The sequence below is a fragment of the Winogradskya humida genome (genome assembly GCF_016862215.1).
GTDB lineage: Bacteria > Actinomycetota > Actinomycetes > Mycobacteriales > Micromonosporaceae > Actinoplanes > Actinoplanes humidus.
The window spans coordinates 128,448-145,836 of sequence record NZ_BOMN01000012.1 but is presented as its reverse complement, the minus strand read 5'-3'; the positions used below and the strand labels follow the sequence as shown (position 1 = coordinate 145,836).

Annotated in this window: 15 protein-coding genes; 5 read left to right on the top strand and 10 right to left on the bottom strand. The window is 71.4% G+C overall.

What is annotated here, in order from left to right; all coding sequences use genetic code 11:
* Window positions 1-86 precede the first annotated feature (86 nt).
* Together Ahu01nite_RS04570 and Ahu01nite_RS04565 are read right to left on the bottom strand one after the other, a co-directional pair.
* Window positions 87-3,893 (bottom strand): SDR family NAD(P)-dependent oxidoreductase, encoded by a 3,807-nt coding sequence (locus tag Ahu01nite_RS04570; RefSeq protein ID WP_203835106.1) that lies wholly within the window; start codon window positions 3,891-3,893, stop codon window positions 87-89.
* Window positions 3,890-4,762: an arylamine N-acetyltransferase family protein gene (locus tag Ahu01nite_RS04565; RefSeq protein ID WP_203835105.1), complete on the bottom strand. Its 873-nt coding sequence runs from the start codon at window positions 4,760-4,762 to the stop codon at window positions 3,890-3,892. Before Ahu01nite_RS04565 ends, Ahu01nite_RS04570 begins: the two co-directional genes overlap by 4 nt.
* Window positions 4,763-4,888: 126 nt before the next feature.
* On the opposite strand from Ahu01nite_RS04565, the gene Ahu01nite_RS04560 reads away from it, so the two are divergent.
* Window positions 4,889-5,137: a hypothetical protein gene (locus Ahu01nite_RS04560; protein WP_203835104.1), complete on the top strand. Its 249-nt coding sequence runs from the start codon at window positions 4,889-4,891 to the stop codon at window positions 5,135-5,137.
* A gap of 63 nt (window positions 5,138-5,200) precedes the next feature.
* Here the strand turns inward: Ahu01nite_RS04560 and Ahu01nite_RS04555 are convergent, their stop codons facing one another.
* Both Ahu01nite_RS04555 and Ahu01nite_RS04550 read right to left on the bottom strand, forming a co-directional pair.
* On the bottom strand, window positions 5,201-6,013 hold the full coding sequence (locus Ahu01nite_RS04555) for an AfsR/SARP family transcriptional regulator (protein WP_203835103.1): 813 nt from the start codon (window positions 6,011-6,013) through the stop codon (window positions 5,201-5,203).
* 32 nt (window positions 6,014-6,045) lie between these two features.
* On the bottom strand, window positions 6,046-6,384 hold the full coding sequence (locus tag Ahu01nite_RS04550; protein WP_203835102.1) for a hydroxyisourate hydrolase: 339 nt from the start codon (window positions 6,382-6,384) through the stop codon (window positions 6,046-6,048).
* A 284-nt stretch (window positions 6,385-6,668) separates the two neighbouring features.
* Between Ahu01nite_RS04550 and Ahu01nite_RS04545 the strand changes: the two genes are divergently transcribed.
* Window positions 6,669-6,839, top strand: a complete 171-nt coding sequence (locus Ahu01nite_RS04545) for a hypothetical protein (protein ID WP_203835101.1) — start codon at window positions 6,669-6,671, stop codon at window positions 6,837-6,839.
* 76 nt (window positions 6,840-6,915) lie between these two features.
* Here the strand turns inward: Ahu01nite_RS04545 and Ahu01nite_RS04540 are convergent, their stop codons facing one another.
* On the bottom strand, window positions 6,916-10,014 hold the full coding sequence (locus Ahu01nite_RS04540) for an AfsR/SARP family transcriptional regulator (protein ID WP_203835100.1): 3,099 nt from the start codon (window positions 10,012-10,014) through the stop codon (window positions 6,916-6,918).
* Between the two features lie 301 nt (window positions 10,015-10,315).
* Here Ahu01nite_RS04540 and Ahu01nite_RS04535 point away from each other — a divergent pair, with 301 nt between their 5' ends.
* The gene (locus tag Ahu01nite_RS04535) at window positions 10,316-10,804 is read left to right on the top strand and encodes a hypothetical protein (RefSeq protein ID WP_203835099.1); all 489 of its coding nucleotides are present in this window, start codon (window positions 10,316-10,318) and stop codon (window positions 10,802-10,804) included.
* A 97-nt stretch (window positions 10,805-10,901) separates the two neighbouring features.
* Here Ahu01nite_RS04535 and Ahu01nite_RS04530 read toward each other — a convergent pair whose 3' ends face one another.
* Window positions 10,902-11,222, bottom strand: coding sequence for a cupin domain-containing protein (locus Ahu01nite_RS04530; protein WP_203835098.1), 321 nt, complete (start codon window positions 11,220-11,222; stop codon window positions 10,902-10,904).
* Window positions 11,223-11,660: 438 nt separating this feature from the next.
* Between Ahu01nite_RS04530 and Ahu01nite_RS04525 the strand changes: the two genes are divergently transcribed.
* The gene (locus Ahu01nite_RS04525; RefSeq protein WP_307794511.1) at window positions 11,661-12,323 is read left to right on the top strand and encodes a LuxR C-terminal-related transcriptional regulator; all 663 of its coding nucleotides are present in this window, start codon (window positions 11,661-11,663) and stop codon (window positions 12,321-12,323) included.
* 64 nt (window positions 12,324-12,387) lie between these two features.
* Here Ahu01nite_RS04525 and Ahu01nite_RS04520 read toward each other — a convergent pair whose 3' ends face one another.
* A complete protein-coding gene (locus Ahu01nite_RS04520; protein WP_203835096.1) occupies window positions 12,388-13,719 on the bottom strand; it encodes an APC family permease in 1,332 nt (443 codons plus the stop codon).
* Window positions 13,720-13,789: 70 nt separating this feature from the next.
* On the opposite strand from Ahu01nite_RS04520, the gene Ahu01nite_RS04515 reads away from it, so the two are divergent.
* Window positions 13,790-14,851, top strand: a complete 1,062-nt coding sequence (locus Ahu01nite_RS04515) for a GlxA family transcriptional regulator (RefSeq protein ID WP_203835095.1) — start codon at window positions 13,790-13,792, stop codon at window positions 14,849-14,851.
* On the opposite strand, the gene Ahu01nite_RS04510 is transcribed toward Ahu01nite_RS04515, so the two are convergent.
* The 3 genes from Ahu01nite_RS04510 to Ahu01nite_RS04500 all read right to left on the bottom strand — a co-directional run bounded on the left by Ahu01nite_RS04510 (window position 14,852) and on the right by Ahu01nite_RS04500 (window position 17,343).
* Window positions 14,852-16,198, bottom strand: coding sequence for a dipeptidase (locus tag Ahu01nite_RS04510; RefSeq protein ID WP_203835094.1), 1,347 nt, complete (start codon window positions 16,196-16,198; stop codon window positions 14,852-14,854).
* Window positions 16,185-16,628 carry a VOC family protein gene (locus tag Ahu01nite_RS04505; protein ID WP_203835093.1) on the bottom strand — a complete coding sequence of 148 codons (444 nt, stop codon included), beginning with the start codon at window positions 16,626-16,628 and terminating at the stop codon, window positions 16,185-16,187. The genes Ahu01nite_RS04510 and Ahu01nite_RS04505 overlap by 14 nt, the downstream gene beginning before the upstream one ends.
* 67 nt (window positions 16,629-16,695) lie before the next feature.
* A complete protein-coding gene (locus Ahu01nite_RS04500) occupies window positions 16,696-17,343 on the bottom strand; it encodes a hypothetical protein (RefSeq protein WP_203835092.1) in 648 nt (215 codons plus the stop codon).
* Window positions 17,344-17,389 lie beyond the last annotated feature (46 nt).

Genomic DNA, 17,389 nt, shown 5'->3' with positions numbered 1-17,389 from the left:
CGGGCGAGACGTCGGGTGAGGCGTAGGGCGAGGCATTGGGTTAGGCGTTCTGGTCGTCATGGTGCTGGGCCGCGGTCGAGTCCCGGTCAAACGCGGGCCGCGGCCGGATCGGCGGCCCGTAGATGGGTCGCCAGCGCGTCGATCGTGGGGTGCTCGAAGAGCGCGGACCGGTCGATCGGCCGGTGCAGTTCCTCCTCCAGCCGGGCGTGCAGCTGCAGCATCGCGATCGACCCGATGCCGAGCTCGTAGAACGGCCGCCCGGCGTCGGCGCGGGTGCCGGTCACGGCGTGCAGCACCGCCCCGATCCGCTCGGCGAGCAGCGTGTGCCCGGCGTCGGCCGGCTCCGGCTCCGGCTGCGGCGCGCTGCCGCCGAGCACGATCAGCGATTCGGCTGCCAGGTCCTCGACGGTGTCGACGAGCGCGGCCACCGACGGGATCGCCGGGTTCCAGCCCAGGTGGTAGGTCCCGGGCGGGTTGCGCAGCGCGAGCCGGGTCAGCAGCGCCCCGGTCCGGCCGTCGACCGTGAGCGCCCCGCGCCGGTGCACGGCCGCACGGTACGGGTTGTCGCGGTTGAGCCCGATCCCGTCCCACAGTCCCCAGGCGAGGCTGCGGGCCCGGACCCCCTGCGCGCACAGATGCTCCACCAGCGCGTCCGCGAAGCTGTTGCCGGCGCCGTAGGCCGCGGTCCCGGCCAGGTGCAGACTCCCGAGCAGTGAGGAGAAGACGACGAGTTCCGCACCGGGCCGCCCGGACAGCAGCCGGACCAGGTGCAGGCTGCCGCTGATCTTCGCGACGTCGCCGTCCGCCCAGTCCCGGGGGCGTTCCTCGGCGAGGGTGCGGGTCGTGTATTCGTCGGCGAAGTGCAGGATGCCGTCGAGCGGAGCCTGCCAGCGGGATTCCGCGCGGTGGACGACCCGGTGCAGCGCGTCGGCGTCGCGCACATCGGCGCGGTCGTAGCGCACGTCGCGGCCCGCGGCGGTGAGCTCGTCCAGGAACGCGCGCAGCAACGGGTCGGTGCCGGGGTCACGGCGCCCGACGAGCTGCAGGCTGAGGTCGTACCGCCCGGCGAGCTCCGCGAGCAGCACCGCACCGATCCCGCCCGTGCCACCGGCGATCAGATAACGACCCCCGCGGCGCAGGGCGTCCCGTCCCGGCGCAGGCTCCCGGACAGGTTCCAGAGCCTGCACGTACGGCTGCCCGCCACGCCACGCGACCTGGCCCCCGCGACCCGCCGCGTCGCCGAGCGCCCGGCGCAGGGTGGCAGCGTCGGCATCGGGCGGATCGCCGGGTAGGTCGATGTGCCGCGCCGGGGCGTCGATCTCCTCGGCCGCGCGCACCCCGGTCAGCGTCGCGGTCAGCGCGGCCGGATAGGTGACCGGCTCGGTGCCGTCGACCCGGCGCAGCCGCCTGCTGACCGTGACCAGCTCGGGCTCACCCCCGAACGTCTGCAGCGCGCTCAGCAGGTGCGCTCCGCAACGCACCAGGTCCGTCCGCACCTGGGGGATCTCCGGCCACAGCCGGCTGTCGCCCAGATAGCTCCACAGGTAGAGCAGCCGCTGGGGGAGCAGACCGGCCGCGGTCAGGCCGGCGTGCAAGCGGCGCCAGTGCGCGGGCTGGGCCGGGTCGATCGTCCACTCACGGTCGTTCTGCTCGTACGCCGTCCCGGCACGCACCACGACCGCCCCGGGCTCACCGTCCCGCCAGGCATCGCCCAGCCCTAGATCGTCGGCGAACACCAGCGTCCGCACCGGCCCACCGGGCAGGGCAGCCGATCGGGTCACCCGCCACACCGGCCGGTACGCGCACGCCGGCACGGTCAGCTCGTCCTGCTCGGCGTACCGGTCGAACTCGCCCGCCACGGTCTTCGCCACCAGCGCTGTCCGCTGGATCTTCCCACTGGTCGTACGCGGGAAGTCCTCCTCCGCCAGCGGGACGACATACGCGGCGCTGAGCCGCAGCCGCGTACCCACCGCTCGCCGGATCCGGCCGCCTGCCTCAGCCGTGCCGGGGTCCTCCGGCACGTAGAAGACGGCGAGCCGTTCGCTGCCGGTCCGCGGATCGGGGACACCGCAGGCGGCCACCAGCCCGGAGCGGACCCCGTCGAGCGTCCCGCACAGGTCCTCGACCTCGTGGCAGTAGTACTTCTCGCCGTTGATGACGATGAGCTCCTTGGACCGCCCGGTGATCGTCACCTCGCCGTCCAGCAGGAACGCCTGGTCGCCGGTGTCGAACCAGCCGTCGGGGGTGAACGCCTCGGCGTTCGCGGCGGGGTTGGCGAGATACCCGGGGGTGACGCGCGCGCCGCGCACCTGGAACCGGCCGATCCGGCCCTCCGGCAGCGTGCGGTGCTCGTCGTCGGTGATCCGCACGCGATAGCCCGGGGTCGGTCCGCCCATGGCGAGGAACTCGATGCAGCCCCCGGCGGGTACGTCCGGCCCGGCCTGGCGCAGGGGCCCGCCGAGGCTGGACTTGAGGATCCGGCGGTGGCTGTGCTCGGTGGCGAGGAACTTCGCGGTGGCCGCGGTGGCCGTCTCCGCCATGCCCCACATGTGCACCAGGGTCTGCGCGCCGATCCCGGAGTCCCTGGTCCGGGCGAGGAATTCGCGGATCACCGGGGGTGTGCACTGCTCCCCGGCGTTGAGCATGGTCCGTACGTGCGCCAGGTCCCAGCGCCGCCCGGGCGCGGCCCGCAACGCGTCGGCGACCAGCCGGTATCCGAAGTTGGCCGCCCACGTGTGCGCGACCCGGTGCCGTTCGAGCAGGTCCAGCCAGCGCAGCGGGGACTCGGCGATCCACGGCGTCGCCGCGTGCAGGCTGTCGCAGCCCAGCACGGCGTCGCGCAGCAGGAACATGACCACCGGCGCGACGTGGTCGAACGGCAGCCAGTTCAGGCTCGCCTCGCCGGGCCGGATCAGGTCCACCTGACGGCTGGAGAGGGCGTTGCCGACGATCGCGCGATGCGTGACCTGGATGATCTTCGGGGCGCCCGTGCTGCCGGACGACAGCGCGCACATCGCCACGTCCGCAGGCTCCGGCGTGTGCAGCCCGTCCGCCGGTTCGTGACCGGACAGCTCGGAGACGACCGTCGTGGTGAAGCCCGGCTCGTCGTAGAGCGCGGCCGCTCCGGTCAGCGCGCCGCCGATGACGAGCGGCCGGTCGAGTGCCCGCCAGGCACCGATGAGCTTGTCCAGCACCGGGCTGCGCGTCGCGGAGCCGCCCGGGTCGGCGACCGTCACGAAGCGGATCCCGCCGAGCAGGCACGCCCACACGGCGACCACGTAGTCGGTGAGATCGGCATTGATCAGTACGGTGTACGAGCCCTCGCCCAGCCCACGCGCCCGCAGCCCGGTCAGGACCCGGCGCCCCCGGTCGAGCAGCTCGGGATAGGTCAGGAACGTCTCACCCCGCGCCTGCACGGTACGCACTCCGAGCTCCGGGAAACGCTCCGCTGCCCGCACGATCGCCTCGGTGACGGTCGCGGGATCGCCGGGCAGGACCACGAGCGACGGACCCTCCGCGTACGCGGGAACGCCGCTGTCTACGGCATCCACCACCTCGGCAACGCCGGCCGGCACCGGCGCATCCGCATCGCTCAGCCGCAGCGGGGGCACCGTCCGCTCGACCGGTCGCAGGCTGACACCGGCGGGCAGCGTCCCCGCGTCGATGAGCGGTACCCGCGCCAGCGCGCCGAGATCCGCGTACGGAATCCGGCGCACCACGCAGATCATCGCGTCCGGAGCCGCCTCGCTCGCCTTCTCCCGGGCCTCGGCGGGCGAGCCGGGCTCGACGGGCACCACATAGGCCACCGTCCGGCCGTCCCGGCGCAGTACCGCCGCGTCCGCGATCTCCGGCCGGGCGAGCAGGGCACGCCGCACCGCGTCCAGCGCGCTCATCGCACGGCCTCCGCGTGCTGCGGCCGGATCGCCGTCGCGAAGTCCCGGGCGTGCCAGGCCAGCCGCACCCGTTCCCACAGCGCCGTCCGGCCTACGGGATCCCGATCGGGCATCCGTACGCCGAACACGCCGGCGAGCGCCGAGTACCACTGCTGCTCGGAGGTGATCGTGACGGACGTACGCCCGTCGACGGTGACATGGCTGAGCTGGCAGCCGATCAGCTCGTCGTAGCCGTGCGCGTGATGGCGTTTCACCCAGCCGTACTCGAAGAAGATCGCCATGTGGGTGCCGGCCTGCTCCTGGTAGGGCAGCGCGAACTCCTCCGGGGAACCGGGCCGCTCGGTGAAGTCCAGACCGCGGCACGATTCGCGCCGGTCGTAGTCGAGGCGCCAGCCGCCGGGCGTACGCCGCAGGCCGTAGCGGAAGCCGTTCTGCTCGTACTCACCCTCGACGAGCGGCAGCGGCCGGTGGAACCCCTCGCCGGAGCCGGCGTCGAGCAGCCAGCGCCCCTGCGGGTTGGCGGCCGTCGGCAGGTGCCGGACCAGGATGACGTTGTGCGTGCCGTTCGCGCCCTGGGGCAGCGGCGCGAACCGGCTCTGCACCCCGGCCGGGTGCAGGCTGACGTCATAGCCGAGCGCCTCCAGCAGGAGCGCCAGCGCGCCGTTGAGGTGATAGCAGACGCCGCCGCGCCCGGTGTCGACGATGCGGCGTACCGCGTCCGCCGGGTCGACCCCCGGTAGCTGGTCGAGGGTCTCGAACGGGATCTGTTCCACATGGGCCGCGTGCAGGGCGGCGAGGTTTTCCGCGGTGGGGGGCAGTGCGGGCAGACCCAGCCGGTCCAGGTACGCCGCGACATCGATCGGAGTCATGGCGCGACGCTAGGGACGGGTGCTGGAACCCGGGCCGAGCCGCCGTCGAGGGTGCCTTTCGACCACTCTTCGAACGGAGGTGCGCACGCTCGGCACAGGTTCGACGTTCACCAGGAAAGGACCACCATGTACCTGCTTCCCACCCAGGAGCCGGAACGCTCCCGCTTCGCCGACGCCTCCGCCGAGGTGGGCCGCGCTCTCCTGATCGGCCTCGCCGCCACCGGTGCCGCGTGGGCACCCGGCGCCATGATGCCGCCCGTCGCCCCGCTGACCCGTTCGCCGAAGACGCGGCCCGCCCCGGTTCCCGAGCCGATTGCCGCCGGGCCCCGCCAGCCGTCGCTGCTGCGTCTGTTGTTCGGCCGTCTCGCCGGCTGAACAGCTTGTGCGAAGGGGCTCCCACCGGATCCGGCGGGAGCCCCTTCGCGTGGAGCCTGCCGCTCAGCCCGCGAGCGGGAGCGCTCGCAGCTCGGACGCCGGCGGCATCTCGTCCATCAGCACGTCCTGCTGCAGCCGCCGCAGCTCCGCGGACGGCTCCAGCCCGAGCTCCTCGTCGAGGATCTTGCGGACCGACTGGTACGCCATCAGCGCCTCGCCGCGCCGGCCACTGCGGTGCAGCGCCTCGATCAGCCGGGCGTGGAGCCATTCGTTCAGCGGGTACGCCGAGACGAGCGTGCGCAGCTCCGGAAGCAGCTGGCGGTGCAGCCCCAGGAAGATGTCGGCCTGGATCCGCAGCTCGAGGGCTCGGATGCGACCCTCCTCGAGATGCGCGGCATGACCCTCCAGCAACCGCCCCGCCGGGACATCCGCCAACGCCGGCCCCCGCCACAACCCGAGCGCCGTCCGCAGCCGCTCGGCGGCGGCCCCGGCGTGCCCGGCCTCCAGCAGGTGCCGGCCCTCGTCGCTGAGCTTCTGGAACCGGACGGCATCGATGTGGTCCTCGTCGACGCGCAGGATGTAGCCGGGTGCGGTCGTGACGACCAGGTCATCGGCGTCCTCGACGATGCCGGCCGCGGTCAGCCGCTGGCGCAGGTGGTAGATGTAGGTCTGCGCGGTGGTCACCGAGCTGCGCGGCGGCTCGGCACCCCACAGCTCCTCGATGATCGAGTCGGTCTCGACCAGATAGTTGGCGCGGGCCAGCAACAGGGCCAGCACCGTACGGACCTTGGGTGCGGTAGGACGGCACACGTTTCCCCCGTGGACCGCCGCCAACGAGCCGAGCATGGTGAACTGCAGCGTCGATTCGGTGATCATTTCTGTTCCTTCCTCCGGGACCGCGATCCCGTTCATGCCTTGCCGCCGAAGTACATCGAATAGGAGTGCGGGGTCATCAGGACCTGGATCCGGCATTCGTGCGGCCGGTCCCGGATCCGGAAGACGATCCCGATCTCCGGATATCCGGCGCTCACACCGAGACCGGAGAAGTACGGGTCGCTCTCGAAGACGACCCGGTACGGTCCCCGGCCCAGTGTTCCGGCCGAGAAGTCGCCGATGCTGCCCTCCGCATCGGTCTCCGCCACCGCGATGGTGGCCCACCGGCCGTCCACGGGCTGTTCGAGCCGGGCCCGGACACCGACGGCGGGCCGGCCGTAGACACCGTCCAGGGCTTGCACCGAAAGGCTCATGTCTGTCACCTGTCTTCCGCCGGGCCGCCCTCGTGAGGAGTTCCGGCATCGGTCCGCCGCCGGTGGATCCGGCTGATACCCATGCTGTGGCAGGCCGCTATCGCGCGGGCTTCGCCGCGCTATTCCCCGCGGTTATCGGCGATGCCGCAGCGAATAGGAATGGCGATACCGGAAACGGTCGTCGCGCGATAACCCGTCGATGGCCGGGCTTGGCAACGTTTGCCTCAGCCCCGGCGGAACATTCGCAGCCAGGGCGTAATCGTCACTGAGAACGGGGATTCGCCATGCGCATTCACACCTTCGCCCGGTCGCTCAAGGTCCGCGTCGTCATCCTGGTCGCAGTGGTCGCCCTGCCGCTGGCCGCAACCGGTCTGCAGAGCGTCACGGCGTCATCCGCGGCCGGCCCGACCGCGACGATCGGGATGCACACCGACGGTGACATGCCCTGGGACTGAATCCCCGCACACGGAAAAACCCCGGGCCATGAGCCCGGGGTTTCCCATTTCTGCGCGACTGTTTCAGTGGCGCCCGCTATTTCAAGGGCGTCGGCGCCAGTAGATCGCCCAGGTCGCCGGTCGCGGCATAGGCGTCGCTGAGCATCGGCAGCACCCGCACCTCGAAATGCTTCGCCCCGATCGCCCGGAACAACCCGAGCGCGCGGTGCAGGTGCACCACCGCCTGCCGGGGCTCCTCGACGGCCAGCGCGAGCTCGCCCTGCGCCATCGCCACCCGGCCCTCCACCAGCCGGTCCCCGGTCTCGCAGGCCAGGCGCATCGCCTCACGCAGGTCGTCCGCGGCCTCGCCCGGCCGCCCGGCCCGCACCCGCGACACCCCCAGCCCGTGCAGGATGTACGCCTCCCCGGTCGGGTCACCGAACTCGCGGACCGCCCTGAGTGCCTGGGCGAGCACCTCGACCGCCTCGGCCGGCCGCCCGGCATGCCGGTGCACCTCGCCGAGCCGGTGCAGCACCTGGGCCTCGGTGCGCCGGTTGCCGATCTGCCGGCTCAGGTCCAGCGCCTCCGTGAGCAGTTCGATCGCAGGCTCGTACTCCTGGTGCTCGATCCGGACGTGGGCGATGGACTGCAGCACGTATGCGATCGACACGAGGTCGTTGTTGCGCCGGTGCGTCAGCAATGCCCGGCTGTAGCGGTCGTCGGCCTGCGCATAACGGCCGCCGACCCACTCGACATACCCGAGGTGCTGGTTGACCATGGCCGCGCCCACCTCGTCGCCGACCCGCTCGAAGATCTCGGCGGCCGCGGTGAGGTTCCCCCGGGCGTCCTCGGTGCGCCGCTCGATGACGTGGAGTGAACCGGTGGAGTACAGCATCGCGGCCTGTCCCCGCTCGTCACCCGCCTCCCGGGCAGCGGCCAGCGCGATCTGGTGCGTCTCGCGCCAGTCGCTCAGGTAGTTGCGGGACTCGAACAGCGGCACGGCGGTCAGCGCCAGGCTCCAGCAGTGCTCGACGAGACCCGCCTGGGCCGCCTGCCGGACCGCCGCCACGATCGCCGGGCGTTCCCGCTCGAACCACGTCAGCGGCGCCTCGACGATCTGGCGCATGTGCCGCTCCGGCAGCGGATAGACCCGGTCCGACACCTGCATCTGCAGGTAATCGCCACCGTGCACACCGCGTCGTGCTTCCCGCGAGATGAACAGCAACGCACCCATGACCCGTTCGAGCGCGGCCTCCCGCTCGGTGGTGGCGTCCTCGGCGACCAGCCGCTCCCGCGCGAAGACCCGGATCAGGTCGTGGAAGCGATAGTGCGCGTGGACACCGCGTCCCGAGCTGGTGGTCTCGATGAGTTGCGCGTCGGCCAGATCGTCGAGCAGGTCCTGGGCACCGGAGAACGGCTGGTCGAGCAGCGCCGCCGCCACCCAGGCCGGGAAGTGCGGGAAATTGAGGATCGTCAGCAGCCGGAACAGCCGCCGGGCGTCCTCCTCCAGGTGGTCGTAGGTCAGCGAGATGCTGGCCCGGATGCCGAGCCCGCTGTGCTTGAGCTCGTCGAGCCGGCGGGCCTCGTTCTCCAGCCGTTCGACCAGGTGGTCGACGCTCCAGTGGGGACGGGCGGCCAGCCGGGCCCCCGCGATGCGCAGCGCGAGCGGCAGATGCCCGCAGAGCCCGGCCAGCTCCGCGGTGGCCCGCGGCTCCGCGTCGATGCGCTCGGCCCCCGCGATCCGGGCCAGCAGCTCCATCGAGTGCTGCTCGTCGAAGACGTCCACGTCGACGTGGACGGCACCGGGCAGACCACCGAGCCGGCCCCGGCTGCTGACCAGGACCGCCGAGCGGGACGTGCCCGGCAGCAGGGGCCGGATCTGGCCCTCGTCGCCCGCGTTGTCGAGCACGACCAGCATCCGCCGGTCGGACAGCATCGTGCGGTACAGCTCGGCGCGCTCGTCGAGGCTCTCCGGCAGGGCGGCGCCGGGAACGCCCAGAGCGCGCAGGAACCGTTCGAGCACCTGCTCGGCGCTGACCTGGTCGATGTGCCGGCCGTGCAGGTCGGCGTAGAGCTGCCCGTCCGGATAACGGCCGGTGAGCCGGTGCGCGGCGTGCACCGCGAGCGTGGTCTTGCCGATGCCGGGCTTACCAGCGATCACCACGACCGGCACCGCGAAGCCCGCAACGGTGCCGTTGGGCACCGTGAAGTGCTGCTCGATGGCCCCGATCTGCCGTTCCCGGCCGGTGAAGTCGGCGATGTCGGTGGGCAGCAGCCGTGGCCCCGGCGTCGCGGCCTGCTCAGCCGCGCGCGGGCTGTGCATGTCGATGACCTCGACGGCCACCGGTACGGCGGGCACCGGCAGCTCTTCCTCCTGCACCGGGCCCGGTGCAGGAGACAGCGGCGGGGCGGGCTGCGACAGCGCCGGCGACGGAGCCGGCTTCGGGGGGATCAGGCCGGGGTCCGAGGTGAGGATGGCCCGCTCGAGCCCCTGCAAGTGCTCGTTCGGCTCCAGGCCCAGCTCGTCGATCATCCGCAGCCGCGCCGACCGGTACGTGGCGAGCGCCTCGCTCTGCCGCCCGGCGCGGTAGAGCGCCAGCATGAACTGCCCACGCAACTGTTCCCGCAACGGATACTCGGTCACCAGGCCACCGAGCTCGTCGACGATCTCGTTGTGCCGGCCGAGCTTGAGCTCGAGGTCGATGCACTCCTCGTGCGCGGTGATCCGGCGATCGGCGAGCCGCTCCGCCGCGGAGCGCACCACCTGACTCTCCACGCCGTCGAGCGCGGGACCCCGCCAGAGGCTCAGCGCCGACCGGTACTGCCCGACCGCCTCCTCGATCCGTCTGTTGTCGCGGGACTGCCGGGCCTGGATCAGGCTGTGCTCCCAGCGGTGCAGGTCGAGACTGCCCTCGGGGATCTGCAGCGAGTATCCCTGCGAGCGGGTCAGGATGGCGTCGGGCATCCCGTGGCCGGTGAAGAAGCGCCGCAACGCGGAGATGCAGATCTGCACCTGGACCCGGGAGGTCGAGGGTGGATCCTCGCCGTAGAGCGCCTCGATGAGCCGGGGGGTCCGGACGACCCGGTTCGCCTCCAGCAGCATCGTGCCGAGGACAACCTGCTGACGCAGGCCACCGAGATCGAGGATGTCGTCACCGAGAACGACCTCCAGGGCGCCGAGAATGAGGAACAGCACCTAACACACCTCGTCCCACGGCGCCAGTGATCCACTGGTCAACCGGTACTTCCCAGTTCTTCGACAACCCGCGGCTCGTTGGTAGCCCACAGCTCTTCGGTAACCCACAGTAATGATCCCCCGCATCGTTCGAGGCTATGCAACGCCGGTCGATGTCTGCCACCCGTCTGCGGGGTACCTGGTCATTCCAACGGTCTGCATACTTTGCCCGATACGGTGCTTGCGCCAAGGATGCATTCTGCTCTACGGACAGTGGCTTTCGTCCCGGATTCGAGACGCCCCCGCCAGCCTGGTCGCCACCATGGCTACCGAAGGGAACCCGATGTCCACCTCGGATCCGCTCCAGCAGCTCTTCCCCCTGCACGGACCCTACGACCCGGTGCGCACCACCGACGCCGCCCACCTGATCGACGAGCTGGTCCGTTACCTCGCCTACGCCACGCGGCACGAGCCGGCGATGCCGGGCCCGAACGAAGCATACGAGCTCGCCGGCGCGCTCAAGCTGGCCGCGGGCAAGCTTCCCCAGGCGCTGCGCCAGATGTCGGCCCGGATCGCCACCGGCCCTGCCTGCCCGGAGTCCACGCTGGTCATCGACACCCTGCGCGACGCGAGCGCGGCGGCCGGCACCCTCGCCCATGCACTGTCCGACGTGCAGTCAACGCTGCGTGACCTGGCCCTGCGAGATCTGGCCCAGGGTGATCTGGCCCAGGGTGATCTGGCCCAGGGTGACGCCGGACCCGATGCCACCGTCGTCGGCTTTCCCACCCCGGCCCGCCGCCTCGCCGCCTGACTCCACAGCAGAAGGGGCCGAGCTCCACAGCAGAAGGGGCCGAGGCCGGTCGTCCGTACGGGCGACCGCGACCTCGGCTGTTCTCATTCCGCTCTCATTACGCCGCGGGGGTGGCGCGGGTGTATTCGGCGGGGCCGAAGATGACGAGGGCTGTCAGGTTTTCTGTTACGCCGGTGAAGCGGTGTTCTTCGCCGGCCGGGACGAAGATGACGGTGCCGGGGCTTACGTCGACGGTGGCTGACGGGGTGGTCAGCTGGGCGCGGCCGGCGGTGATCACGTAGATCTCGTCCTCGGTGTGCGGGGTCTGCGGGTCGGTGGTGCCCGCCGGGATGGCGTAGGTGCCGATGCTGAGGTCGGGGCTGCGGAAGTGTTCCGCCCAGCCCGGTTTGAAGGCTCCGGCCTCCTCGATGATCTTCATGGTGTCCTTTTCGCAGGTGACGCCCGCCCGATGTAAGTCAGACGTTGACGCATTCGAACATAAGTTCTAATACAGTGGTGAGCTGTTGAGTCGGCTACGCGATTCTAGACGTCACCGGGGGGCGATCTCTGCGCATCATGTTGATATTGGTAAATGCCCTGCGTCATCACCGGCTGTGTCCATGGGGGGCGGTTTCTCGCCTGCTGGAAGTTCGGGGGTCCTTCGTCTCATCATGCGGACGACTGCGTGCCCCATTGGTCCACTATGGACGGGCCTGGACCCGGGTGGGGTCGGTGCGTACTAAGAGTGATCAATTATTTCCACTACGTGTCTGTGGCGCGGGGGTAGCAGCATTACGCGGGGACGGGCGAGCTGGGGGGCTGCCGCCGGTCGTGACGATCAAACTTGCCCCTTTCGGCATCGCCTAGGAGGCAGTACGTGGCATTACGAGTGCTCATTTGCGACGAAAGGGCTCTGGTGAGCGACGGTCTGCGCTCTCTGCTCTCGGCTGAGCAGGACATCGAAATAGTGGGAACCACGTCGGTGGCCAGTCAGGGGCTTTCGCTGGCCGAGTCGCAGAAACCGAACGTCGTGGTGACCGGTCTGCGGTTACGCGGAATGCAGGGAAGCGAATTCATCAGGCGGTTGCGGGGCAGTAGGGAGGAGGCCAGCCCGCCGGTTGTCGTCTATGCGGTCGGTGAGCTCGACGAGGTGATGGCGGATGTCATCCGGGCCGGCGCCAACGGGCTGCTCTCCGATCAGTCGGGGCGCAGCGAGCTCGTCATGACGATCCGGGCCGTGGCGGCGGGGCAGGCGATGTTGGGCCCGGATGCCGCGCGCCGCATGCTCACGTGGTTCCGCCGGACCAACGCGCCGGTCAAGGACGCCCTTCCGATGGCTCGGAGCCTGACGGTCAGGGAGCGGGAGGTCCTCATCCTCACCGCGCAGGGACTCTCCGTCGAGGACATTGCCGTGAAGCTGTTCATCAGTGCGGCCACCGTGCGTACCCATCTCTATCGGTTGCGGGGCAAGTTGCAGCTCCGGGACCGGGCTCAACTGGTCTCCTTCGCCTACGAGGCCGGAATGATGACCGCGGCCTGAGAGGGCGGACGGGCCGGCGCCGCAACCAACGGGGGAAGGCTGCGGCGCCGGAGATTTCAGGGAATCAGGCTTTGGAACCCTCCGCGGCGATGGCAGCCTCGCCTGGTGCGTCGTCGGTGGGAGGCGGGGCGGTGGAACGGTTGAGGCGTAGGTAGAGCAGGGCGCAGCCGGTGATGATCAGGGGCCAGATCAGGTAGATGCCGGTCATGGCGAGCAGGACCAGCACCGCGGCCATGGCCGCGATGGCCGCGGCCCGGCCGGCGCTCCGCTTGGGGAGCAGGCGCAGGGCGGCGGCGATGCCGAAGGCGTATACGGTCACGAACGAGCCGGTGGTCATCAGCACCAGGGGCTTGGCGCCGAAGCCGGTGGCGACCACGACCGCCAGGGAGACGAAGGACATCGCGGCGTTGACCGCGAGGCTGCGGCGCGGCACCTGACCGGCCTGGCTGCCGCGGGCGAGCCAGGACGGCAGTGCGCCGTCACGGCCCAGCGCGGCGCCGAGCTTGGCGGCCCCGGCATAGTAGGCGTTCATCGCGCCGAACGTGAGCAGCAGGGCGGCGGCTGCGGCCAGGATCCGGGCGTTGCCGCCGAGTCCGGTCGCCATCAGCTCGCCGAGGGGTGCGTCGGCCTCGGCGGCGCGGGGGCCGAGGACGACGATGATCGCGAACGCGACGGCGAGGTAGAGGACGCCGATGATGAGGATCGCGGCGGTGGTGGCCCGCGGCACGTCGCGGGCGGGCCGCTTGAACTCGCCGGTCAGGTGGGTGATGGTCTCCCAGCCGACGAAGCTCCAGACGAGCAGGGCCGCCGCGCCGGGGACCGCGTCCCAGCCGTGTGGCGCGAACGGGTGCAGGTTGGCGGTGTCGGCGTGGGGCAGGGCCACCAGGACCGCGACGACGAGAAACGTGACCAGCATGGCTGCCGCCGCGAGCTGGACCTTGCCGGCGAGCTGGACACCGGCGGTGTTGGTGGCGGTGACCACGCACATCAGCAGGAAAGCTGCCACGGCTGTCGTGGTGAAGCCGCCGCCGAGGGCCGCGGAGACGTAGGCGCCGCCGAAGAGGGCAGCGGCTGCGGCCCCGGGTGGCACGGCGAGGTAGAAGCACCAGCCGACGACCGCGGCCGCTTTATGACCGAAGGCCAGCCGGGCGTACGTCGAGACGCCGCCCGCGTCGGGGTGCCGGGCGCCGAGCGCGGCGAACGTCGCGGCCAGCGGAGCGGAGATGATCACGAGCAGCAGCCAGGCGATCAGCGAGGCAGGTCCGGCTGCCTCGGCGGCGAGTGCGGGCAGGGCGATCACGCCGGTGCCGAGCACGGCACCGACGTACAGTGCGGTCCCCTGCAGAGCGCTCAGCCGGCCGCCCTGGTGGGCCGGGGTGGCAGTAGTGTCCGTCATGGACTCACGATCGCCCGAGTGACGGATTTTGAACAGCGGCAGAAACGTCTGAATGCGATAGATTCCTGCCATGGCACCTCACGTGATAGCGGTTGCGCTGACCGATGGACTGCCGATCTTCGAGCTGTCCGTGCCGGTGGAGGTCTTCGGCAACGACCGCAGCGACATCGTCTCCCCGTGGTACGAGCTGCAACTGTGCGCCGAGGGCCCGGAACCGGTGCGTACGGCGGGTGGGATGGTCGTTGCCCCGCAGCACGGTCTCGATGCCCTCGGGGCGGCCGACACCGTGCTCGTCCCCGCCCTCACCCGGGCCAACCAGATCGATCCACCCGCCGCTCTGGTGGCGGCGGTCCGCGCGGCCCATGCCGCGGGCAAGCGCATCGTGTCGATCTGCACGGGGGTGTATGTGCTGGCCGCGGCCGGGATCCTGGACGGCCGGCGGGCCACCACCCATTGGCTCAACGCGCATGACCTGGCCCATCGCTATCCAGCGGTCGAGGTCGACTCGCGGGTGCTCTATGTGGACGAGGGGAGCGTGCTGACCTCGGCGGGTACGGCGGCCGCCATCGACCTGTGCCTGCATCTGGTGCGCCGCGACCACGGCGCTGCGGTGGCCAACGAGATCGCGCGCCGGATGGTGGTGCCGCCGCACCGCGAGGGTGGTCAGGCGCAGTTCGTGCAGCCGCTCGTACGCGGCGACGAGCGCGGTGACCTGGGTGTGGTGCTGGCGTGGGCGCGGGAGCGGCTGGATCACCCGCTGCTCGTCGCGGACCTGGCCGACCGGGCGCATCTGAGCCCGCGGACGTTCGCCCGGCGGTTCCGCGAAGAGGTCGGTGTGACGCCGTTGCAGTGGATCCTCGAGCAGCGTGTGCGGCTGGCGCAGGAGTTGCTGGAGATGACCGACGACTCGGTCGAGCAGATCGCGCGGCGGGCCGGGTTCGGCACGAGCGCGAGCCTGCGCCAGCATTTCGGCCGGGTCATCAGCGTCTCGCCGCAGTCGTACCGGCACGTCTTCCGCTTCCGGGCGCGTGTCGCCGGGGCGCGCCCGGCAGGCGGCGAGGAAGTCCGGGGCGCCGGGGCACGCCAAAGTGGCGGCGGGGAGACCCCCGTCGCCACATCTGACCGAAAATGATTACTCAGTAAGCCCCAGGTTGCGCAACAGCAGGGCCTCGGCGGCGCAGACCCGGGCGAACTCCCCGAGGTGCAGGCTCTCGTCCGGTCCGTGCGCCCCGGTCAGGGGATCTTCGACGCCGGTGACCAGCAGGGCCGCGTCGGGGAAGAGCTCCTGGAAGACAGCGACGGTGGGGATGGAGCCGCCGACCCCGACGTCCACCGGGTCGACGCCGTCCCAGGCCTGCCGGAACGCGGCACGCGCGGCGTCGTACGCAGGCCCGGTCGCGTCGATGTCGCAGGGCGCGCCGCTCGCCTCGTACTCGGTGGACACCTCGGCACCCCACGGGGCGTGCGCGACCAGGTGGGCGGCCACGGCACGGTAGGCGCGTTCCGGATCGTCACCGGGCGCTACCCGTACGCTCACCTTGGCCCGGGCCGAAGCCACCAGCGCGTTGGCGGCGCCGGTCGTGGCGGGGGCGTCGATGCCGAGCACACTGATCGCGGGCCGGGTCCACAGCCGGTCCACCAGCGGCCCGGTGCCGATCAGCTCGCCGCCGTCGACCAGCCCGGCCTCGGCGCGGATGCGTGCGGGGGGCAGATCCGGGGAAGCGGCCCGCCTCGCCACGAGCCCCGTGACCGCGACGTCGCCCGCATCGTCGTGCAGGGTCGCGAGCAGCCGGGACAGGGCGATGAGCGCGTCCGGCACCGCCCCGCCGAACGTGCCCGAGTGCGTGGCCTGGCGCAGGGTGCGCACCTCGACGAGGAAGTTGACGATGCCGCGCAGCGACGTGGTCAACGCGGGTACGCCGATGTCGAAGTTGCTCGAGTCCGCGATCACCACCACGTCCGCGGCGAGCTCGTCGCGATGGCGTTCGAGCAGCGCCGGCAGCGACTGCGAGCCGCTCTCCTCCTCGCCCTCGACGAAGACGCAGACGCCGACGGGCAGGTCGTCGCCGAACGCGCGCAGGGCTGCCACGTGCGCCATCAGCCCGGCCTTGTCGTCGGCGGCGCCGCGGGCGTACAGGCGGCCTTCTCGTTCCTCGGCCACGAACGGGTCGCTCGACCAGTCGTCGCGTTCTCCCGGCGGCTGCACGTCGTGGTGGGCGTAGAGCAGCACGGTCGGGGCGCCGGCCGGCCCGGCGCGGTGGGCGATGACCGCCGGTGACCCGCCCGCGGAGACGACGCGCGCCTTGAGCCCGCAGCCGGCGAGCAGCTCGGCCACCGCCTCGGCCGAGCGTTGCAGGTGGACGGGGTCGAAGCCGGGAAACGCGATGCCGGGGATGGTGACCAGGCGTTCCAGATCGGCGCGGACACCGGGGAGTTCCCGGGTGACGGCGGCGAGCAGTTCGGTTTCAGTGCGGGACATGGGCGGCGCCTGCTTCCGGGTGGTGGGCGGTGGCGTACTGGACCAGCTCGACCAGGAGGCCGGCGGGTTTGCGCAGGTAGAGAAAGGCGACGGTCATGGCGTCGCGGGCACCGGCCACGGGCTGGTCGTCGAGCGCCACGAACCCACCGGCGCGCAGCACGGCCAGGTCGGCGGGCAGGTCGTCGACCTCGAAGGCCAGGTGGTAGAGGCCGGGCCCGCGGGAGGTCAGGTACTTACCGACGGCGGAATCCTCGGCGGCGGGGGAGACGACCTCCACACAGGCGCCGGGGGACTGCCAGAAATCGCAGGTGACCCCGTACGCGGCGGCGTGGCCCGAGTCCGAGGGGTTCATCCCGAGGAGCGCCAGGAACGGCGCGACTCCGCCGGGGTCGTCGGTGGCGAGTCCGATGTGGTCGATGCCGAGGATCACGGGGGCTCCCTGGGCGTGCGTCATCGCCGGGCCACCGGTGCGGCGGTCCGTGGGCGGAGGGGAAAGGTCAGATGCCTCGGGTGAAGGTCAGGTAGCAGTAGTCGTCGAGCATCTTGGCCAGCGAACGGCCGGGCCGGCCCAGGTGCTCACCGAGCTCGGCCTCGTCCATGCCGGCCTCGGCCAGCAGAGCGAGGGACCAGTCGCGGCCGAGGCGCTGGTGTGCCGCGTACGACGCCGCGTCGCGCCGCCCGTGCAGGCGCTTGGCGATGGCTTCGTCCCACGGCATCAGTGCCTGCGGGCGTAGTGCGTACAGCATCTTGGTAGCGGCGGTGGCACCGATACCGCGTCGCCGCGGCCCGGCCGACACACTGACCAGCGCCAACTCCTGGTAGCACTCGCCGAGCGCCGGGAAGTCCGCGTCGAGCAGGCCGGTGATGGACACCCCGGGTGCGGGCAGCGCGTGCTGCCACTGCTTCCACCACTGCTCGACGCCGCTGTCGAACAGGTTCTCCTCGCCGGGGCGGGGGTAGCGGATGCGGCAGCCCCAGGCGTTGAGCCACACGTGCAAGGCGTCCCGGTGCGTCGCCACCGACGGATCGATCGCGGGTGCGGTGCGGGTCATCAGGGCTGCCCATCCGGCGTCCGGGACGCCCGGACCGGCGAACTCCGCGACCGCTTTCCGCAGCGCGTCCAAGGTGATCTGCGACGAATGCATGAGGTCCGAGTCTAGGGATGCGAAGCGGCGGAGTCGATGCCGCGCG

Coding starts and splice junctions, on each gene's coding strand:
- Ahu01nite_RS04570 (WP_203835106.1), bottom strand. CDS start 3,893: ATGAGCGCGCTGGACGCGGTGCGGCGTGCCCTGCTCGCCCGGCCGGAG.
- Ahu01nite_RS04565 (WP_203835105.1), bottom strand. CDS start 4,762: ATGACTCCGATCGATGTCGCGGCGTACCTGGACCGGCTGGGTCTGCCC.
- Ahu01nite_RS04560 (WP_203835104.1), top strand. CDS start 4,889: ATGTACCTGCTTCCCACCCAGGAGCCGGAACGCTCCCGCTTCGCCGAC.
- Ahu01nite_RS04555 (WP_203835103.1), bottom strand. CDS start 6,013: ATGATCACCGAATCGACGCTGCAGTTCACCATGCTCGGCTCGTTGGCG.
- Ahu01nite_RS04550 (WP_203835102.1), bottom strand. CDS start 6,384: ATGAGCCTTTCGGTGCAAGCCCTGGACGGTGTCTACGGCCGGCCCGCC.
- Ahu01nite_RS04545 (WP_203835101.1), top strand. CDS start 6,669: ATGCGCATTCACACCTTCGCCCGGTCGCTCAAGGTCCGCGTCGTCATC.
- Ahu01nite_RS04535 (WP_203835099.1), top strand. CDS start 10,316: ATGGCTACCGAAGGGAACCCGATGTCCACCTCGGATCCGCTCCAGCAG.
- Ahu01nite_RS04530 (WP_203835098.1), bottom strand. CDS start 11,222: ATGAAGATCATCGAGGAGGCCGGAGCCTTCAAACCGGGCTGGGCGGAA.
- Ahu01nite_RS04520 (WP_203835096.1), bottom strand. CDS start 13,719: ATGACGGACACTACTGCCACCCCGGCCCACCAGGGCGGCCGGCTGAGC.
- Ahu01nite_RS04515 (WP_203835095.1), top strand. CDS start 13,790: ATGGCACCTCACGTGATAGCGGTTGCGCTGACCGATGGACTGCCGATC.
- Ahu01nite_RS04510 (WP_203835094.1), bottom strand. CDS start 16,198: ATGTCCCGCACTGAAACCGAACTGCTCGCCGCCGTCACCCGGGAACTC.
- Ahu01nite_RS04500 (WP_203835092.1), bottom strand. CDS start 17,343: ATGCATTCGTCGCAGATCACCTTGGACGCGCTGCGGAAAGCGGTCGCG.